Source organism: Gordonia prachuapensis (assembly GCF_036350515.1).
Lineage (GTDB): Bacteria > Actinomycetota > Actinomycetes > Mycobacteriales > Mycobacteriaceae > Gordonia > Gordonia prachuapensis.
Map to the genome: position 1 here is coordinate 1 of NZ_JAZDUE010000033.1, position 14,133 is coordinate 14,133.

12 protein-coding genes are annotated in these 14,133 nt (G+C 67.1%); 4 read left to right on the plus strand and 8 right to left on the minus strand.

Features of this window, described 5'->3' with window-relative positions:
• Positions 1-221: 221 nt before the first annotated feature.
• Positions 222-1,532: an ROK family protein gene (locus tag V1Y59_RS23440; RefSeq protein WP_330507447.1), complete on the minus strand. Its 1,311-nt coding sequence runs from the start codon at positions 1,530-1,532 to the stop codon at positions 222-224.
• 575 nt (positions 1,533-2,107) lie between these two features.
• Here V1Y59_RS23440 and V1Y59_RS23445 point away from each other — a divergent pair.
• Entirely contained in the window at positions 2,108-3,154 is a 1,047-nt protein-coding gene (locus V1Y59_RS23445; protein ID WP_330507448.1) for a sigma-70 family RNA polymerase sigma factor, read from the plus strand.
• A gap of 19 nt (positions 3,155-3,173) precedes the next feature.
• On the opposite strand, the gene V1Y59_RS23450 is transcribed toward V1Y59_RS23445, so the two are convergent.
• Positions 3,174-3,593, minus strand: coding sequence for a VOC family protein (locus tag V1Y59_RS23450; protein WP_330507449.1), 420 nt, complete (start codon positions 3,591-3,593; stop codon positions 3,174-3,176).
• A 99-nt stretch (positions 3,594-3,692) separates the two neighbouring features.
• Between V1Y59_RS23450 and V1Y59_RS23455 the strand changes: the two genes are divergently transcribed.
• Positions 3,693-4,379, plus strand: a complete 687-nt coding sequence (locus V1Y59_RS23455; protein WP_330507450.1) for a histidine phosphatase family protein — start codon at positions 3,693-3,695, stop codon at positions 4,377-4,379.
• Between the two features lie 254 nt (positions 4,380-4,633).
• On the opposite strand, the gene V1Y59_RS23460 is transcribed toward V1Y59_RS23455, so the two are convergent.
• The 5 genes from V1Y59_RS23460 to V1Y59_RS23480 form a co-directional block, all read right to left on the minus strand.
• The gene (locus V1Y59_RS23460) at positions 4,634-5,371 is read right to left on the minus strand and encodes an SDR family NAD(P)-dependent oxidoreductase (RefSeq protein WP_330507451.1); all 738 of its coding nucleotides are present in this window, start codon (positions 5,369-5,371) and stop codon (positions 4,634-4,636) included.
• Positions 5,364-6,389 (minus strand): phosphotransferase family protein, encoded by a 1,026-nt coding sequence (locus tag V1Y59_RS23465; RefSeq protein ID WP_330507452.1) that lies wholly within the window; start codon positions 6,387-6,389, stop codon positions 5,364-5,366. Before V1Y59_RS23465 ends, V1Y59_RS23460 begins: the two co-directional genes overlap by 8 nt.
• The gene (locus tag V1Y59_RS23470; RefSeq protein WP_330507453.1) at positions 6,386-7,600 is read right to left on the minus strand and encodes an acyl-CoA dehydrogenase family protein; all 1,215 of its coding nucleotides are present in this window, start codon (positions 7,598-7,600) and stop codon (positions 6,386-6,388) included. Before V1Y59_RS23470 ends, V1Y59_RS23465 begins: the two co-directional genes overlap by 4 nt.
• A 104-nt stretch (positions 7,601-7,704) precedes the next feature.
• Positions 7,705-8,358, minus strand: a complete 654-nt coding sequence (locus tag V1Y59_RS23475) for a TetR/AcrR family transcriptional regulator (protein WP_488803378.1) — start codon at positions 8,356-8,358, stop codon at positions 7,705-7,707.
• Positions 8,359-8,403: 45 nt separating this feature from the next.
• Positions 8,404-9,078, minus strand: a complete 675-nt coding sequence (locus V1Y59_RS23480) for a TetR/AcrR family transcriptional regulator (RefSeq protein WP_330507455.1) — start codon at positions 9,076-9,078, stop codon at positions 8,404-8,406.
• A 115-nt stretch (positions 9,079-9,193) separates the two neighbouring features.
• On the opposite strand from V1Y59_RS23480, the gene V1Y59_RS23485 reads away from it, so the two are divergent.
• Positions 9,194-10,114 (plus strand): oxygenase MpaB family protein, encoded by a 921-nt coding sequence (locus V1Y59_RS23485; RefSeq protein WP_431309286.1) that lies wholly within the window; start codon positions 9,194-9,196, stop codon positions 10,112-10,114.
• A gap of 162 nt (positions 10,115-10,276) precedes the next feature.
• Here the strand turns inward: V1Y59_RS23485 and V1Y59_RS23490 are convergent, their stop codons facing one another.
• A complete protein-coding gene (locus tag V1Y59_RS23490; protein ID WP_330507458.1) occupies positions 10,277-11,560 on the minus strand; it encodes an alpha-hydroxy-acid oxidizing protein in 1,284 nt (427 codons plus the stop codon).
• A gap of 142 nt (positions 11,561-11,702) precedes the next feature.
• Between V1Y59_RS23490 and V1Y59_RS23495 the strand changes: the two genes are divergently transcribed.
• A complete protein-coding gene (locus V1Y59_RS23495; RefSeq protein ID WP_330507456.1) occupies positions 11,703-13,943 on the plus strand; it encodes an MMPL family transporter in 2,241 nt (746 codons plus the stop codon).
• The last annotated feature ends 190 nt before the right edge of the window (positions 13,944-14,133 follow it).

A 14,133-nucleotide genomic window follows, 5' to 3' on the forward strand; every position in this document is an offset into this window, starting at 1 on the left:
TTGGACACGGTCCTTATCAGGTCACACCCGCCCCGGCCTTTCAAGGCCACATCTCTGGTTCTCACAGCAGCCGAGCAGGCTCCCCGGGCCGACAGGTCACTGGTGAAGGACACACCCACCCGGAGCGATCAGTCACGAAGAAGGCCAGACCCAACAGCCTCCTCGACTACCCACCATCATCCTCACTGTCACGAAGGGTCACGAAGGGCGCAGAAGCACGCTCACGCGGTGACCGCGAGCGCCTCCAGCGGATCGACGTAGATAGCGTCGAGCGAGACCGCGCCCGCGGCTTGTTGCTGCACCGTCGAACCGGAATGGGACACGCGCACATCGCGATTGGGCACCACCGACGTCGCCTTCAGCGCCTTGGCCACGGTCGGCAGGGTGGCCGGGAAGTCCGTGAACGCCTGACCGCCGAGGACGATGTGGTCGGGGTTGAAGATGTCGGCGATGAGCGCGACGGTCCGTCCGAGCACCTCCGCCCGCTCCTCCAACAACGCTCGAGCGGTGGCGTCGCCTGAGCGTGCTCGAGCGTGGACGCCTTCGATGTCGTCGACCTGGAGGCCGAGCGCCTGCGCCGCGGCCACCACACCGGTGTCGCTGGCGGTCGGCTCCAGACGGCCGGTGTTCTCCGGGTCGAGCAGAGTCGTCGGCCCGGTCGGGAAATGCCCGATGACCGGCGGCCCCGCCGCAGGTGTGTGGACCATCCCATCGACGCAGAACGCCGTGCCCACCATTTCCCGGGCATAGAAGTACAGGAAGCTCGACTTCTTCTGCTCCGGGTTGATGACGAGTTCCGCGGCGGCCATCGCCTCGACGTGCGAGGCGACCGAGACCGGCAGCCCCACGGTCTGGGCGATCACCCGACCGACCGGCGCGGCACTCCAGCCGAGCCGAGGGTGGTCGACGAGCCCGCCGGGCGCCACCCGCCCGCCGAGCGCGACGCCGGCCCACAACACCCGACGCCCCGGCCAGCGGGTCAGGAAGCGTGTGGCACTCTCCCCGATCGCGGTCAGGGTCGCCTCCGGGCTCCCACCCGACGGCGTCTCGATCTGGATCGCGCCGACGACCCGGTGGAGCAGGTCGTGAGCGGTGATCGACGTGACCTTGTAGCCGATGTGGATGCCGAGGGTGAGCAGGTCGGTGACGTTGAGTTCGAACGGCAGTCGCGGCCGGCCGATCGCGCCAGCCGGTGCCAGATCGGCGCGTTCACGGATCAGACCTGCCTTGAGCAAAGCTCCGACCTGGCGGTTCACCGTGGAGACGCTGAGCCCGGTCTGCTCGGCGACTTCGTCACGGAACACCGGCCCGGCGAGTCTCGCAGACCGGAGCACGAGTGCGGCGGGCTTCGAGGACAGCTGCAGTTGCGGGGTCGCGATGTGAATGTCGGGACCCCCCTTCCGAACGCGGTCCGTACGCGACGGCGACGTCCGGGCCGGTCCCGAACCGCCCCCCGATCGGGTGTCGGCGGCGCGCCGCTGAGTGGGGGCGGCGGTGAACGTGCGGGATGGGTGGTCGAGCGTTGCGGTCATCTGTGTGTCCTCATCGAATGTGCCACATCCTGGACGCATACGCGCTGATGCACGCCGGTATCCGGGATGGAGCGGGGAGTCGGGCGATCACGCCCGGGGCGAATGCTGCGATCAGCGCATTCGGCGACAACACAGGAGGCGGGCGAACGGCAGCCGACAACCCAGCGCGGTGATCACGTAGGTGACCTCCGGGATGTGCGGCTGACGCTTGTCCATGTCGATCAAGCTAGCAACGCCGCATTTGGGCGGGCAACCGGTCGCAGGCGGCCAGGCAGCCTTCGCTGACCGGCGACAACGCCGCTCACCGGCGACAATAGTTCCGTGCGCGGCCGACCCGCCGATTACACGCACACTGATTTCAACAGGCGAACACCCCGCCCCGGCGATCCCCGGGTCCGCCCGGCCGGCGATCCCCCTCACAACCGCCGGCCGACGGCACCCTCGAACCGCGCGCGTCCACATCCGCGCATCGGCTCGACACGGCTTGGACGCACCGGGACGACGATCGGTTCCACCCGGATTCCGCCGAGTTCGCAGGGCTGACCTTGTCGGTGCAGTCCAGTAATCTTTGTCACATGTCCACAGCGACCACCGGCACCGCCTCCGACGCCGACTTCGTCGACGTGTTCGAGCCCTATCGGCGTGAGATCCTCGCGCATTGCTATCGGATGATGGGGTCACATCACGACGCCGAGGATCTCCTGCAGGAGACCTTCGTCCGGGCGTGGCGTGGGTATGCGAAGTTCGATCGTCGGGCGTCGGTGCGGACGTGGCTGCACAAGATCGCGACCAACACCTGCCTGACCGCGCTGCAGAGCCGGCAGCGCCGGCCGATGCCCTCGGGCCTCGGTGGAGATGCGTTCGATCCGACCGACGACCTCCTGCAAGACCACGAAGTGCCCTGGCTCGAGCCGTTCGCCGGGACGGTGGACGAGATCGCTCCCGGCGACGACGCCGACCCCGCCTATGTGGTGGGGGCACGCGAGTCGATTCGCCTCGCGTTCATCGCCGCGCTGCAGCACCTTCCCGAGCGACAACGTGCCGTGTTGATCCTGCGCGACGTCCTCCAATGGAAGGCCGCCGAGGTCGCGGACACGATCGGCGTCAGCACCGCGACCGTGAACAGCCTGCTGCAGCGTGCACGAGAGCAACTCAAGAACACCCCGGGGCGCGACGAGTCGCCGACCGAACTCGACGACGACGGCAAGCGTGAGTTGCTGGCCAGGTACGTCTCGGCGTTCGAACGCTACGACATCGACGCCATCGTCGACCTCTTCACCGACAAGTCGATCTGGGAGATGCCGCCGTTCACCGGTTGGTATCAAGGCGCCGAGGCGATCGGCGAGCTCATCCGACGCAACTGTCCGGCCGAGAAGCCGGGCGATCAGATCCTGCTGCCGACGGTGGCGAACGGGCAGCCCGCGTTCGGCCTGTACATGATCGAACCGGACGGGGTGCACCGCCCGTTCCAGCTTCACGTACTCGAGCTCGGCGCGGATGGCTCCGTCGACTATGCGGTCGCGTTCTTCAGCCAGACGATGGAGGAGGACTTCGCCCGGTTCGGTCTACCTCCCACGCCCTACGACGCACCGGCGCGAACCGCCCCGACCCCCTATCACTGACGTCGGCCGTCGAGGAGCCTCACACCTCCGAGTCCTGCGGGATCTGCGACGGGTCCATCCACATCACTTCCCAGGCATGTCCGTCGGGGTCGCAGAAGCTACGGCAATACATGAACCCGAGGTCCTCGGCGTCGCGTAGGTACGTCCCCCCGTTGGCCAATGCGGCGTCCGCGCGCCGGTCCACCTCGTCGCGCGACGGTGCGGAGAGCGCGACCAATGTCTCCCGTCCCCCGTTGCGTGGGTCCGCGATGCTTCCGGCGGTGTATCCGGCGAACCGCTGTGCGCCGTGCAGAACCACCCGACAACCGTCGTTGACCTCGAAACACACTGTGCCCTGATCGCAGAACAAGGCGTCGAAGCGGAAGCCCAGACTGGTGAAGAAGGCACGCGAGCGCATCACGTCGGCCACCGGCAGGTTGACGAACAACATCGTCGACAAAGCGGACACACTCCTCGATCGCGGGATTCCCCACAGGGGCAGACCGAGGCGGCGGCCCGAACTCATCGCACGCGGCCGGCACGCCATAAGGTGGTGGCCATGGGCGTCATCTATCTGGTGCGGCACGGGCAGGCCGATCCCAACGCGTACGGCGTCTACGGCGCCGACGAACCACCGGTCAACGGACCAGGCGGTCTGACCGACGCCGGACAGATGCAGGCCCGACTCACCGGGGCCCTGCTGGCCGGCCTCACCGACCGGGTGACCGCGGCGGTCAGCGGCGACCTGCCGCGGCAGTCCCAGACCCTCGCGGGCGTCCTCGCCCAGTTCCCCGATGCACCCACTCCCGAGGTGGACCCGGATTGGAACGAGTACGCACTGCCCGCGCTCGTGGGCACGGCGAGCGCCGAGGAATATCGCGACGGGCGCAGCTATCAGCGCCGGCTCGACGAGGGACTCGCCGAATGGATCACCGGCGCCACCGAGCATGGCACGGGTGAGACTTTCGCCGACTTCGCCAAACGTGTCCGCGCCGCCGCCGAGCGCGCGACCGCACTCGCCGGGTCGGGTCAGACCGTCCTCGTCGTCTCCTCGGCGGGGACGATCACCCAGTGGCTCGCCCAGCTATGGGACGTGCCGCCGGTGGCGTGGCCCGCGATGTCGCGGACGATGGTCAACGCCTCGGTGTCCAAACTCATCGTCGGACGCAGCGGTGTCTCGGCGGTGTCGTTCAACGAGCATGCGCACCTCGCCGATCGAGAGGGCGGGTTGGCGACGTTCCGGTGAGCGTCGGTCTCGATACGGAGCCTCGCTGCGCTCGGTTCCTACTCGACCAGCAGAAGGTTCTCCGCTGGTCGAGTAGTGAACCCGGCGACCAATGATTCCGCCGGTCGATGATTTTTTCGCTGGTCGAGTAGTGAACCCGGCGACGAAGGAGCCGGATTCACGTATCGAGACCCTCGCAAGATTGCCTGAGAGAGGTCTCGTTACGGAGCCTCGCTGCGCTCGGTTCCTACTCGACCAGCAGAAGACTCTCCCCGTTACGCCCGATGCAGGTTCTCCCCCGGACGGGTCAGGATCACGTTGGGCAGCACCGCATACCGCGACAGCTGCGTCACCGAATGCGCGATGGTCGCGACGTCGCCGACGGTGATCATCTCGTCGCCCGGGATCTGATCCTTGAGCCAGTCGGACATGTCGGTGTCGACGTAGCCGGGCGCGATGGTCGTGGCACTGACGCCGTTGACCGACTCCTCCAGATTGAAGGTCTCGCACAACGAGATCAGAGCGGCCTTCGTGGCACCATAGGCCGACAGCTCCGGTTCCGGATAGACGCCGGTGATCGATGCGACCGCGATGACCTTCGCCGCGCCGTTCGCTTCGGCGGTGGTGCGCAGCACCGGGATCAGTGACTGCAGCAGGATGTACGGCGCACGGACGTTCACCTGATAGAGACGGTCGAACCTGCGCACCGGAAGGTCGGCGACCTTGCCCTTCTGTCCCATGCCGGCGTTGATCACCAGTGCGTCACACCGTCCGAACGCCTCCCGATGGGCGGCTGCCAGCGCCTCGACCGCGTCGGCGTCGGTCATGTCGGCCGGTATCACCTCGACGCGACCGGCACCGCGTTCGGTGAGTTCACCGGCCCGCTGCTCCAGGGCCTCCCGCCCGCGCGAGCTGATCGTCAGATCCCAACCATCCGCCGCCAGCCGCTCGGCGATGGCCGCCCCGATACCGCGTGATGCGCCGGTGACCAGCGCAACCTTGTTGTCAGACATGATGTTTCCCCCTCAGAGTGTTCAACCCGGCGGCGATGAACTCGCCGGTCGCCTCGGCCGCCCGCTCGGCTCCGTCGGAAGCCGCGCCGGCGCGGGCCCGATGGGTGATGCCCTCGGCGATGACACCCAGCTTCAGATTCGCCAGCGCCAGATAGAAATCCCAGTCACCTAGGTCGCCGCCGGTGCGGGTCGCGTACCGTTGCGCGAGGTCGTCACCCGACGGGTACCGGTCGCTGGTCCAGGCGGCCTCGAATCCGACGACCCGGTCGAAGGGCTTGCGTCGGTAGACACACATCAGCGCCACGTCGGTCAGCGGGTCGCCCAGCGTGGACATCTCCCAATCCACCACGGCGCGAACGACTCCCGGGTCGTCGGTGGACAGGATGGTGTTGTCGACTCGATAGTCGCCGTGGACGATGGTCGTACCTGCCTCGGTCGGAATCCGCTCACTCAACTCGGCGACCAGACGCTCGACATCGTCGAGCTCGCGGGTCTTCACATGCCCCCACTGCCGCGCCCACAGCTTCACCTGGCGGGCGGCGAATCCGTCGGGTCGACCGAACTCACCGAGTCCCACGGACCGATAGTCCACCGAGTGCAGGCGGGCCAGGGTGTCCACGAGTCCGTCCACGTTGCGTTCGATCTGGTCATCGGACAGAGCGGTGAGATCCTCTGCGGTGCGGATGATCAGACCGTCGACGAACTCCACGACGGTGAACGGCGCGCCGAACACCGCGCCGTCGGAATCGATGGCGACCGTGCGCGCCACCGGCACATCGGTCGATTGCAGAGCGCTCGTCACCGCCCATTCGCGGTTCATGTCGTGCGCCGACGGCGTGAGTCCGCTGGTCGGAGGTCGCCGCACCACCCAACGTGAGACATCGTCGCGGACACTGAAGGTGAGGTTCGACTTGCCGCCGCTGATCAGCTCGACGCGCAGCTCACCGGACACCGGAACGCCTTCGCGCACCAGGAAGTCGCGCAGCTGAACGGAGTTCAGCGCTGGGTGCTCGCTCATCGGGCGGCCACCGCTTGCGCCGCCTTCTTCGCCCGGCCGATGGCACGGCGCGCGATGGCCCAGCGGTGCACCTCGGACGGTCCGTCGTAGATCCGGAACGGCCGCAGCTCCTGCTGGAGCCGCGCGATCGGCAGATCCTCGGACACGCCGAGCCCACCGCACATCTGCATGCTGCGGTCCGCGATTCGGGTGTATGCCTCGGCAGCAAAGGTTTTCGCGATGGACGTCTCGTTCGACGCGTGGCTGCCGGCGTCGAGTTCGTGGCATGCCTTGACCAGCAACGCCATGCTGGCCGCGAGGTCGATCTCGTTGTCGGCGACCATCTGCTGGATCATGCCGAGGTCACCGAGCTTGCCGCCGAAGCCTTCCCGTTTCGACACATAGTCGACGGCGACGTCGTGGCAACGCTGGGCGGAACCGAACCACCGCATCACGTGGGTCATCCGCGCCGGGCCGAGTCGGACCTGCGCGTATCGGTAGCCTTCGTCGACCTCGCCGAGAATGTCCTCGTCGGGGACGAACACGTCGGTGAAACTCACCTCGCAGTGGCCGCCGATCATCGACCGATCGGTGGTCACGATGTGGCGGTCCACCGAGATCCCCGCGGTGTCCGCGGGAGCGAGGAACATGGTGGCCCCACCGCGGTCACCCGGCGAGCCGGCGGTACGGGCCATGATGATGAAGAATCCCGCGCCCTCCGCGCCGGTGATGAACCGCTTCTCGCCGTTGATCTTCCATCCACCGTCGACCTTGACCGCGTTGGTACGCAACGCATTCGGGTCAGATCCGGCACCCGGCGACGGCTCGGTCATCGCAAACGCCGAACGCAGGTCGCCGGCGGCGAGAGGGGCGAGATACTTGTGCTTCTGCTCGTCGCTGGCGATGTGCGCGAGCATGTGGACGTTGCCTTCGTCCGGCGCGCCGATGTGCAGGGCCACCGGCCCGAACGTGGAGTAGCCCGCGGCGGCGAACACGGGGACGCGATCGGACATGTCGAGCCCGAGTCCGCCGAACTCGACCGGCGCGTGTGGCGCGAAGATGCCCTCTGCCTTCGCTTTGGCGTTCATCTCCCGCCGGAGGTCATCGCCGCCCGCCGCGTTGATGTCTCCACCGTGCTCGTTCTCCAGGGGCAGAACGTAGTCCCGCACGAACTGGGTCGTCTTCTCGACGACCTCGGTCACGCTGGGGTCATAGCGCAGGTCAACGGACATTGCATCTCCTCATCGGGTTCACCGACCGAGCGATCGTTCGGCGAGAGTCACAATGCCAGCTACGACGGCGGGGGTCAACCCGGGCCGCGCGGCACGAGGGGCGATCAGGCCAGATCGCCGGTCGCGCGATACCCGACCAGCGCGCGGGCAAGCTCGAGGTTCCGCGAGATGAGCTCGTCGGCATCCAATTCGCCGTCGAGTTTGAACCACGTCGACACCCCGACACACATGGTCGCCACGGCTCGCGAGGCATCTTTGGGGTATCGGGTCGCGAAATCGCCCGCCTCGACTCCGGCGAACACGATCTCGTCGACCATGCGCTGCTGACGGTCGCGGTGGCCGATATAGGTCGACTTGTAGCCATCGTCGAGGCTGCGGATCTCGGTCGATCCGACAAACGCCTGTTCCCGTCGGTACATGTGGAACCGCAACAGGGACTCCACCACGGCGTCGAACTGGTCGACGGGGCGATCACCGGCCTCCGCGATGGCCACCTCCGAGCGATGGAGCAGGTCGCTCATCGTGCGCTCGAGCAGGCCCTGCAGCAGCGACTGCTTGGACGGGTAATGGTGATAGAGCCCCGGCACGGACAGATTCGCCCGCGCCGCGATCTCTCGCACCGACGTCCCGTGATAGCCCTGCTCGGCGAAGGCCGCGAGCGCCGCGGCCAGCGGCACGGGCAGTTCGACCTCGCCGTAGTCGCGCCACTGACCGAGGGACTCCGGACGCACATCGGTGTCGCCGGTCCCGCTAGTCATGGCCTCCAACATAGTCGTAGCCGCCCCGGTGGCCCGCATCCGGCACTACTCGAAACGCGCCACACCGTCGGCCAGCGCCATCATCAAGCCGACGCTCACATCCACGACATTGTCACGGTCCAGGTCCAGATGCCCCTCCAGCCAGGCGGCGAGCACGCGCGCCAGACCGCCGACCTGGAAGTGTGCCGCCGCCATTCCTCGCTGTCGGGACTTGACCGAGATGACCCCGGACGCCGATTGCAGCGTGAGAGCGGCGAAGATCTCCGTGGACTCCATGCGCTTCTGCGCGATGGTGGGGCTCAGCAGCGCCTGGGAGAACAGCAGCCGACCCTTGCGGCGGTCGTCGTCGATCACCGCGACGATGGCGCCGACCGCACCGCGGACCTTGGCCTCCACATCACCGCCGGCGTCGAAGGCGGCCAGACCGAGGTCGGAGATCTCGCCGATGACCTCGTCGAACGTCGAGCCGACCAGGGCCTCGATGGAGTCGAAGCTCTCGTAGAAGTAGCGCGTCGTGAGACCTGCCTCGCGACAGACGCCCCGGACCGTGATGGACCCACCGTCGGAGGCCCCCAGCAGTTCCAGCGCGGCATCGATGAGGGTGGCCCGCCGGCGAGCGACACGGATGCCGCCGTCCTCGCCGCCGTAGGCCCGCAGATTCTCGCCGCCGGACACGTCGGCGGTTCTGGTCAACGAGGTCTCACCTGGTGTGCTCGCCACCCGTCCATAGTGACATTCCGGTCGCTTGACACAGGCAACCTTGACAACGTTGAATGAAAGAGAAAACGGTCGTACTCAGATGCGGCTGGGGGAAGAGCACCGAAACAGGGGGTCCATGATGAGTGCCGATCCGATCATCGACGATGTCACAGATCTGCCGGCCGAGTTCGCAGCGGTCGAGCCCGACACCGAGTACATCCCGCCGCGAGCACGTATGACGCGCGGTGAACTGGACGCGTTGCCGACGCGGCAGAACGAGATGAAGGGCATCTCCGCTCTCGCCGGTCCCGCGAACGTCATCATGCAGCTCGCGATGCCGGCCGTCGGCTACGGCGTCTACGAGAGCCGCGTCGACAGCGGCAACCTGTTCAAGCATCCGATCAAGCGCACCCGCACCACGCTCGCCTACCTGGCGGTCGCGGTGATGGGCTCGCCGAAGGACCGCCGGCTTTACCGCAAGGCCGTCGGTCAGGCGCACGCCAAGGTTCGGTCCACCGAGGACAGCCCGGTGAAGTACAACGCCTTCGACCCGAAACTGCAGCTCTGGGTGGCGGCCTGCCTCTACAAGGGGTGGGAGGACATGCAGCACTTCTACGGCGATCCGGCGGACATCACCGAGGAGGCCTACCAGAACGGCGCGGTGCTGGGCACCACGCTGCAGGTGCCCCGGGAGATGTGGCCGGCGACGCGCGCCGACTTCGAGACGTACTGGAACGAGACGGTCGAGACCTTCGAGATCGACCCGGTCATCCGCGAACACCTCATGTCGATCGTGCGCGCCGAGTTCATGCCGCGCTGGTTCAGCCTGATGGTCGGCTGGTGGTTCGAACTCCTGACCATCGGTTTTCTGCCGGAGAACTTCCGGGAGAAGATGGGCCTCGAGTTCAAGCCATGGCAGCGTCGAGTCTTCAACGCACACAACAAGGTTGCCAAGGCGGTCAGTGATCGACTGCCGAAGGTGTTGCGCGAGTTCCCGTTCAACTTCCTGCTGTGGGACGTCCGCTGGCGCATCCGGACCGGGCGTCCGCTGGTCTGAGGGGCGGCGGAGGTTTCGATACGTCCTCGCCTAGCGGCTCGGACTACTCAACCGGCGGTTGAAGATTCACCCCCGCCGGTCGAGTAGCCGCCAGCCCCCCGCCGGTCGAGTAGCCTCCGAGCGAAGCGAGGAAGCGTATCGAGACCACCGCACCCGACAGCGCTACGAAACCCGCTGCACCGCATCCCGGTTCACGTCACCAACCGACGTGTGACCGCTCAGCCCGAGCGTGAGGTCGAGCTCGGCGATGATGTTGGCAACGACGTCACGGGCGCCGTCGGCCCCGGCCAGCGCCAGCCCGTACATGTGTGGGCGGCCGATACACGCGGCGTCTGCGCCGAGCGCGAGAGCCTTGAACACGTCCGCCCCGGTGTGGATGCCCGAGTCCACGAGCACCTTGATCTGCCCGTCGACAGCCGGGGCGATGGCGTCGAGGGCGTCGATCGAACCGATCGCGCCGTCCACCTGACGACCGCCGTGGTTGGACACGATGATCCCGTCGACACCGACGTCGACGGCCTTGCGCGCATCGTCGGGATGCAGCACTCCCTTGAGAACGATCGGCAACGACGTGCGATCCCGCAGACCGGCGACGTCGTCCCAGTTCAGCGACGGCCGTGAGTAGATGTCGAGGAAGGTCTGCACCGCGGCACGCGGCTCCGGCGCCCGCAGGTTGTCCAGCATCTTCCCCGGCGCGTTGCGCGCGATCGAGAACAACGTCTTGATCGCACCCAACGTGATCTCGGGCCGCTCGGCCGCGGCAGAGCGCACCCGCTCGGCGACGATCTCGATGAACCGCGGATCCGAGGTGTACTGGTCGATGCCCTCGCCCCGCGCGAACGGCAACGACCCGAGGTTCAGATCCTGCGGGCGCCAGCCGAGCATCGTCGTGTCGAGGGTGACGGCGACGGCGTCGGCGCCCATCTTCTCCGCCCGGGCGAGGAGGCTGTCGACGAGGTCGTCGTCGGTGGACCAATAGAGCTGAAACCAGCGTGGTGCACCCGAGGCCACCCGGTCCATCTCCGCGGCCACACGTTCCATCGGCGCGCTGCCCTGGTTGGAGAAGATGTAGGGCACGCCGAGTTCGGCGGCCGCGTGCCCGATGTGCACATCCGCGTCACGCGCCGCGAGTGCCCCGGCGCCCACAGGTGAGAACAGCACGGGCGCCGGCAGGGTCCGGCCGAACAGTTCGATCTCCAGCGACCGCGACGACACATCCCGCAGCACCCGCGGGACGATGGCCCACCGATCGAGAGCGGCGCGATTGGCCGACATCGTCGCACCTTCGCCCGCGCCCCCGGCGATGTAGGCCCACGCCCGCTTCGACATCGCCCGGCGGGCCTGACGTTCGAGTTCGGCGTGGTCGGTCGGCACCCGCGGGGTGCGCCCGTGGATTCCCTGCGTATAGATCTCGTTCTGCCGCGCCCGCCCGGCACCTGGCGACACGCTCTGGTCATCCGACACGTCGGACCTCCTGACTCGTCACGTCGAATACGAGGTCATCATAGGAACCGGCGTGTGCTTGCGGTCACATCGCACTGTCTCCTCCCGCGACTACCCTGGGCGGAACACCAAGGGGAGGTCCGCCGTGGCGTTGTATTTGTACCGACTGGGTCGTTTCACGTTCCGGCACAAGTGGTGGGTGATCAGCTCCTGGCTGGCCGTGCTGATCGCACTCGGCGCCGTCGTCGGCGCGGTACAGCCGAAGTTCGCCACCGACTTCGAACTGCCTGGCACAGACTCGGATCGCGCGATGTCGGTGATGCAGGAGAACTTCCCCGCGATCAACGAGCAGCAGATGGAAGCGTCGACGAGCATTCTGGTCGCCGCCGACGACGGCCTGGCCAACCACATGCAGCAGATCGACGCCCTGGTTGCCGAGGCACGCACGCTACCCGAGGTGATCGACCCGCAGACCATCGTCAACCCCGTCACGGCGGCACAGGCGAACCCGGCGATGGCGTCGGCGGTCCTCGGCGACGACGGCCGCGTCGGGCTGATCCAGATCCGCCAGGACATCCCAATACAGGACCTGACTCCCGAAGAGATGGAGCAGTTCAAGGAGATGCTCGCCGAGTTCCGCGGCGACGGGCTCCAGGTCGAGGGCACCGGGTCATTGATGCAGGTCTTCGAACCGGGCGGCACGTCCGAACTGCTCGGTTTCGCCGTCGCGTTCATCATCATGATCGTCGCGTTCGGCGCCCTGATCGCCGCGTTCATCCCGATCATCACCGGCATACTCGGCGTCGGCATCACGATGCTTCTGGTCACGTTGAGCGCCGAGATCATCAACGTCCAGCAGAGCGCGACCACGATCATCACGATGCTCGGCATCGCGGTCTCCATCGACTACGCGCTGTTCATCGTGTCGCGGTACCGCTCGGAGCTGAACCTCGACGGCAACCGGGAGGCGTCGGCCGGCAGAGCCGTCGGCACCGCCGGGTCGGCTGTCGTGTTCGCGGGCCTGACGGTGATGGTCGCGGTCGCGGCGCTCGCCGTCGTCGGCATCCCGTTCATCACCCAGATGGGTGTGGCGGCGGCGTTCGCGGTGTTCGTCGCGGTTCTCGGTGCGATCACGTTGATCCCGGCGCTGCTGGGCGCGTTCGGCCGCATCGCCTTCACCCCCCGCATTCCTGGCATCCGCCACGGCGACGAACCCGACTCGCAGCCCTCGAACGGCCTGCGGACGGCCCGCTTCATCACCCGCTATCCGCTCCCGGTGGCGGCCATCGGCCTCATCCTGCTGGTGATCGCGGCGATTCCGATGACCAAGATGGAACTGGGCATGGAGTCCACCACCGACAGCGAGTACGCGGCCACCCAGCTGCTGCAGCGCGGCTTCGGTGAGGGCATCAACGGTCCACTGCTGGTGACGGTCAGCGAGGCCGACGGCGGCGACGTCGCGGCTGCGGCGACCGACGTCGTCGAGCATGTCGCGACGCTCGACAACGTCGCCAACGCCGGTCAGCTCACCTGGATCGGCAACGGTCCGGACCCGGCCAACCCGCAGTCCGGTGCCACCGCCGCGCTGATCTCGGTCACGCCCGAACAGTCGCCGAGCGGCCCGGCCACCCACGACCTGATGGTGCAGATCCGCGACTTCGCCGCCACGAACCCCGACGGCGCCACCGTCAACGTCGGTGGTCAGACGGCGATCATGGCCGACATCTCGGACAAGCTCAGCTCGGCTCTGATCCCGTTCCTGGTGGTCGTCGTGGGTCTGGCATTCATCATCCTGACGATCGTGTTCCGGTCGATCCTGGTCCCGCTGACCGCGACCCTGGGCTTCCTGTTCTCGGTGTGCGCCACCTTCGGCGCGACGGTGGCGATCTTCCAGCAGGGCGACTTCGGGCTGATCGACAACCCGAAGCCGATCATCTCGTTCCTGCCGATCTTCCTGGTCGGTGTGGTGTTCGGTCTCGCGATGGACTATCAGGTGTTCCTGGTGACGCGAATGCGCGAAGAATACGTGCACGGCGAGTCGGCCAAGGACTCGGTGATCATCGGCTACCAGCACGGTGCCCGGGTGGTCGCCTCGGCCGCGGTCATCATGATCTCGGTGTTCGCAGCATTCATGCTCGCCCCGGACACGATCGCGAAGATGATGGGCTTCGCGCTGGCCGCCGCGGTGTTCTTCGACGCCTTCATCATCCGGATGATCGTGGTGCCGGCGGTGATCACCCTCCTCGGCGACACCGCCTGGAAGTTGCCGAAGTGGCTGGACAAGATCCTGCCCAACGTCGACGTCGAGGGCACCGCGATCCGGGAGATCCCGCTGGAGAATCAGGTCGACCCGGACCTGTGGGAGCCGGAGCCGGCGAAGGTCTGAGTCTCCGGTCCCTGAGGAGCGAGCTTGCGAGCGCGCCGCCCTGAGTAGCGAGCCCCTTCCTGGCCCCTGAGGAGCGAGCTTGCGAGCGACGGTCCTATAGCTTGTCAAGCTGTTGGAGGTCGGCTTTGAGGGCGTGGTAGACCTCGCGGGCGATGAAGCGTTTGAGGCAGCGGATGATGTCTTTGCGGGT

What these genes read in the sequence shown, in the direction of transcription:
- V1Y59_RS23440 (WP_330507447.1), bottom strand. Translation starts at nt 1,532, where the DNA reads ATGACCGCAACGCTCGACCACCCATCCCGCACGTTCACCGCCGCCCCC.
- V1Y59_RS23445 (WP_330507448.1), top strand. Translation starts at nt 2,108, where the DNA reads ATGTCCACAGCGACCACCGGCACCGCCTCCGACGCCGACTTCGTCGAC.
- V1Y59_RS23455 (WP_330507450.1), top strand. Translation starts at nt 3,693, where the DNA reads ATGGGCGTCATCTATCTGGTGCGGCACGGGCAGGCCGATCCCAACGCG.
- V1Y59_RS23460 (WP_330507451.1), bottom strand. Translation starts at nt 5,371, where the DNA reads ATGTCTGACAACAAGGTTGCGCTGGTCACCGGCGCATCACGCGGTATC.
- V1Y59_RS23465 (WP_330507452.1), bottom strand. Translation starts at nt 6,389, where the DNA reads ATGAGCGAGCACCCAGCGCTGAACTCCGTTCAGCTGCGCGACTTCCTG.
- V1Y59_RS23485 (WP_431309286.1), top strand. Translation starts at nt 9,194, where the DNA reads ATGATGAGTGCCGATCCGATCATCGACGATGTCACAGATCTGCCGGCC.
- V1Y59_RS23475 (WP_488803378.1), bottom strand. Translation starts at nt 8,358, where the DNA reads ATGACTAGCGGGACCGGCGACACCGATGTGCGTCCGGAGTCCCTCGGT.
- V1Y59_RS23470 (WP_330507453.1), bottom strand. Translation starts at nt 7,600, where the DNA reads ATGTCCGTTGACCTGCGCTATGACCCCAGCGTGACCGAGGTCGTCGAG.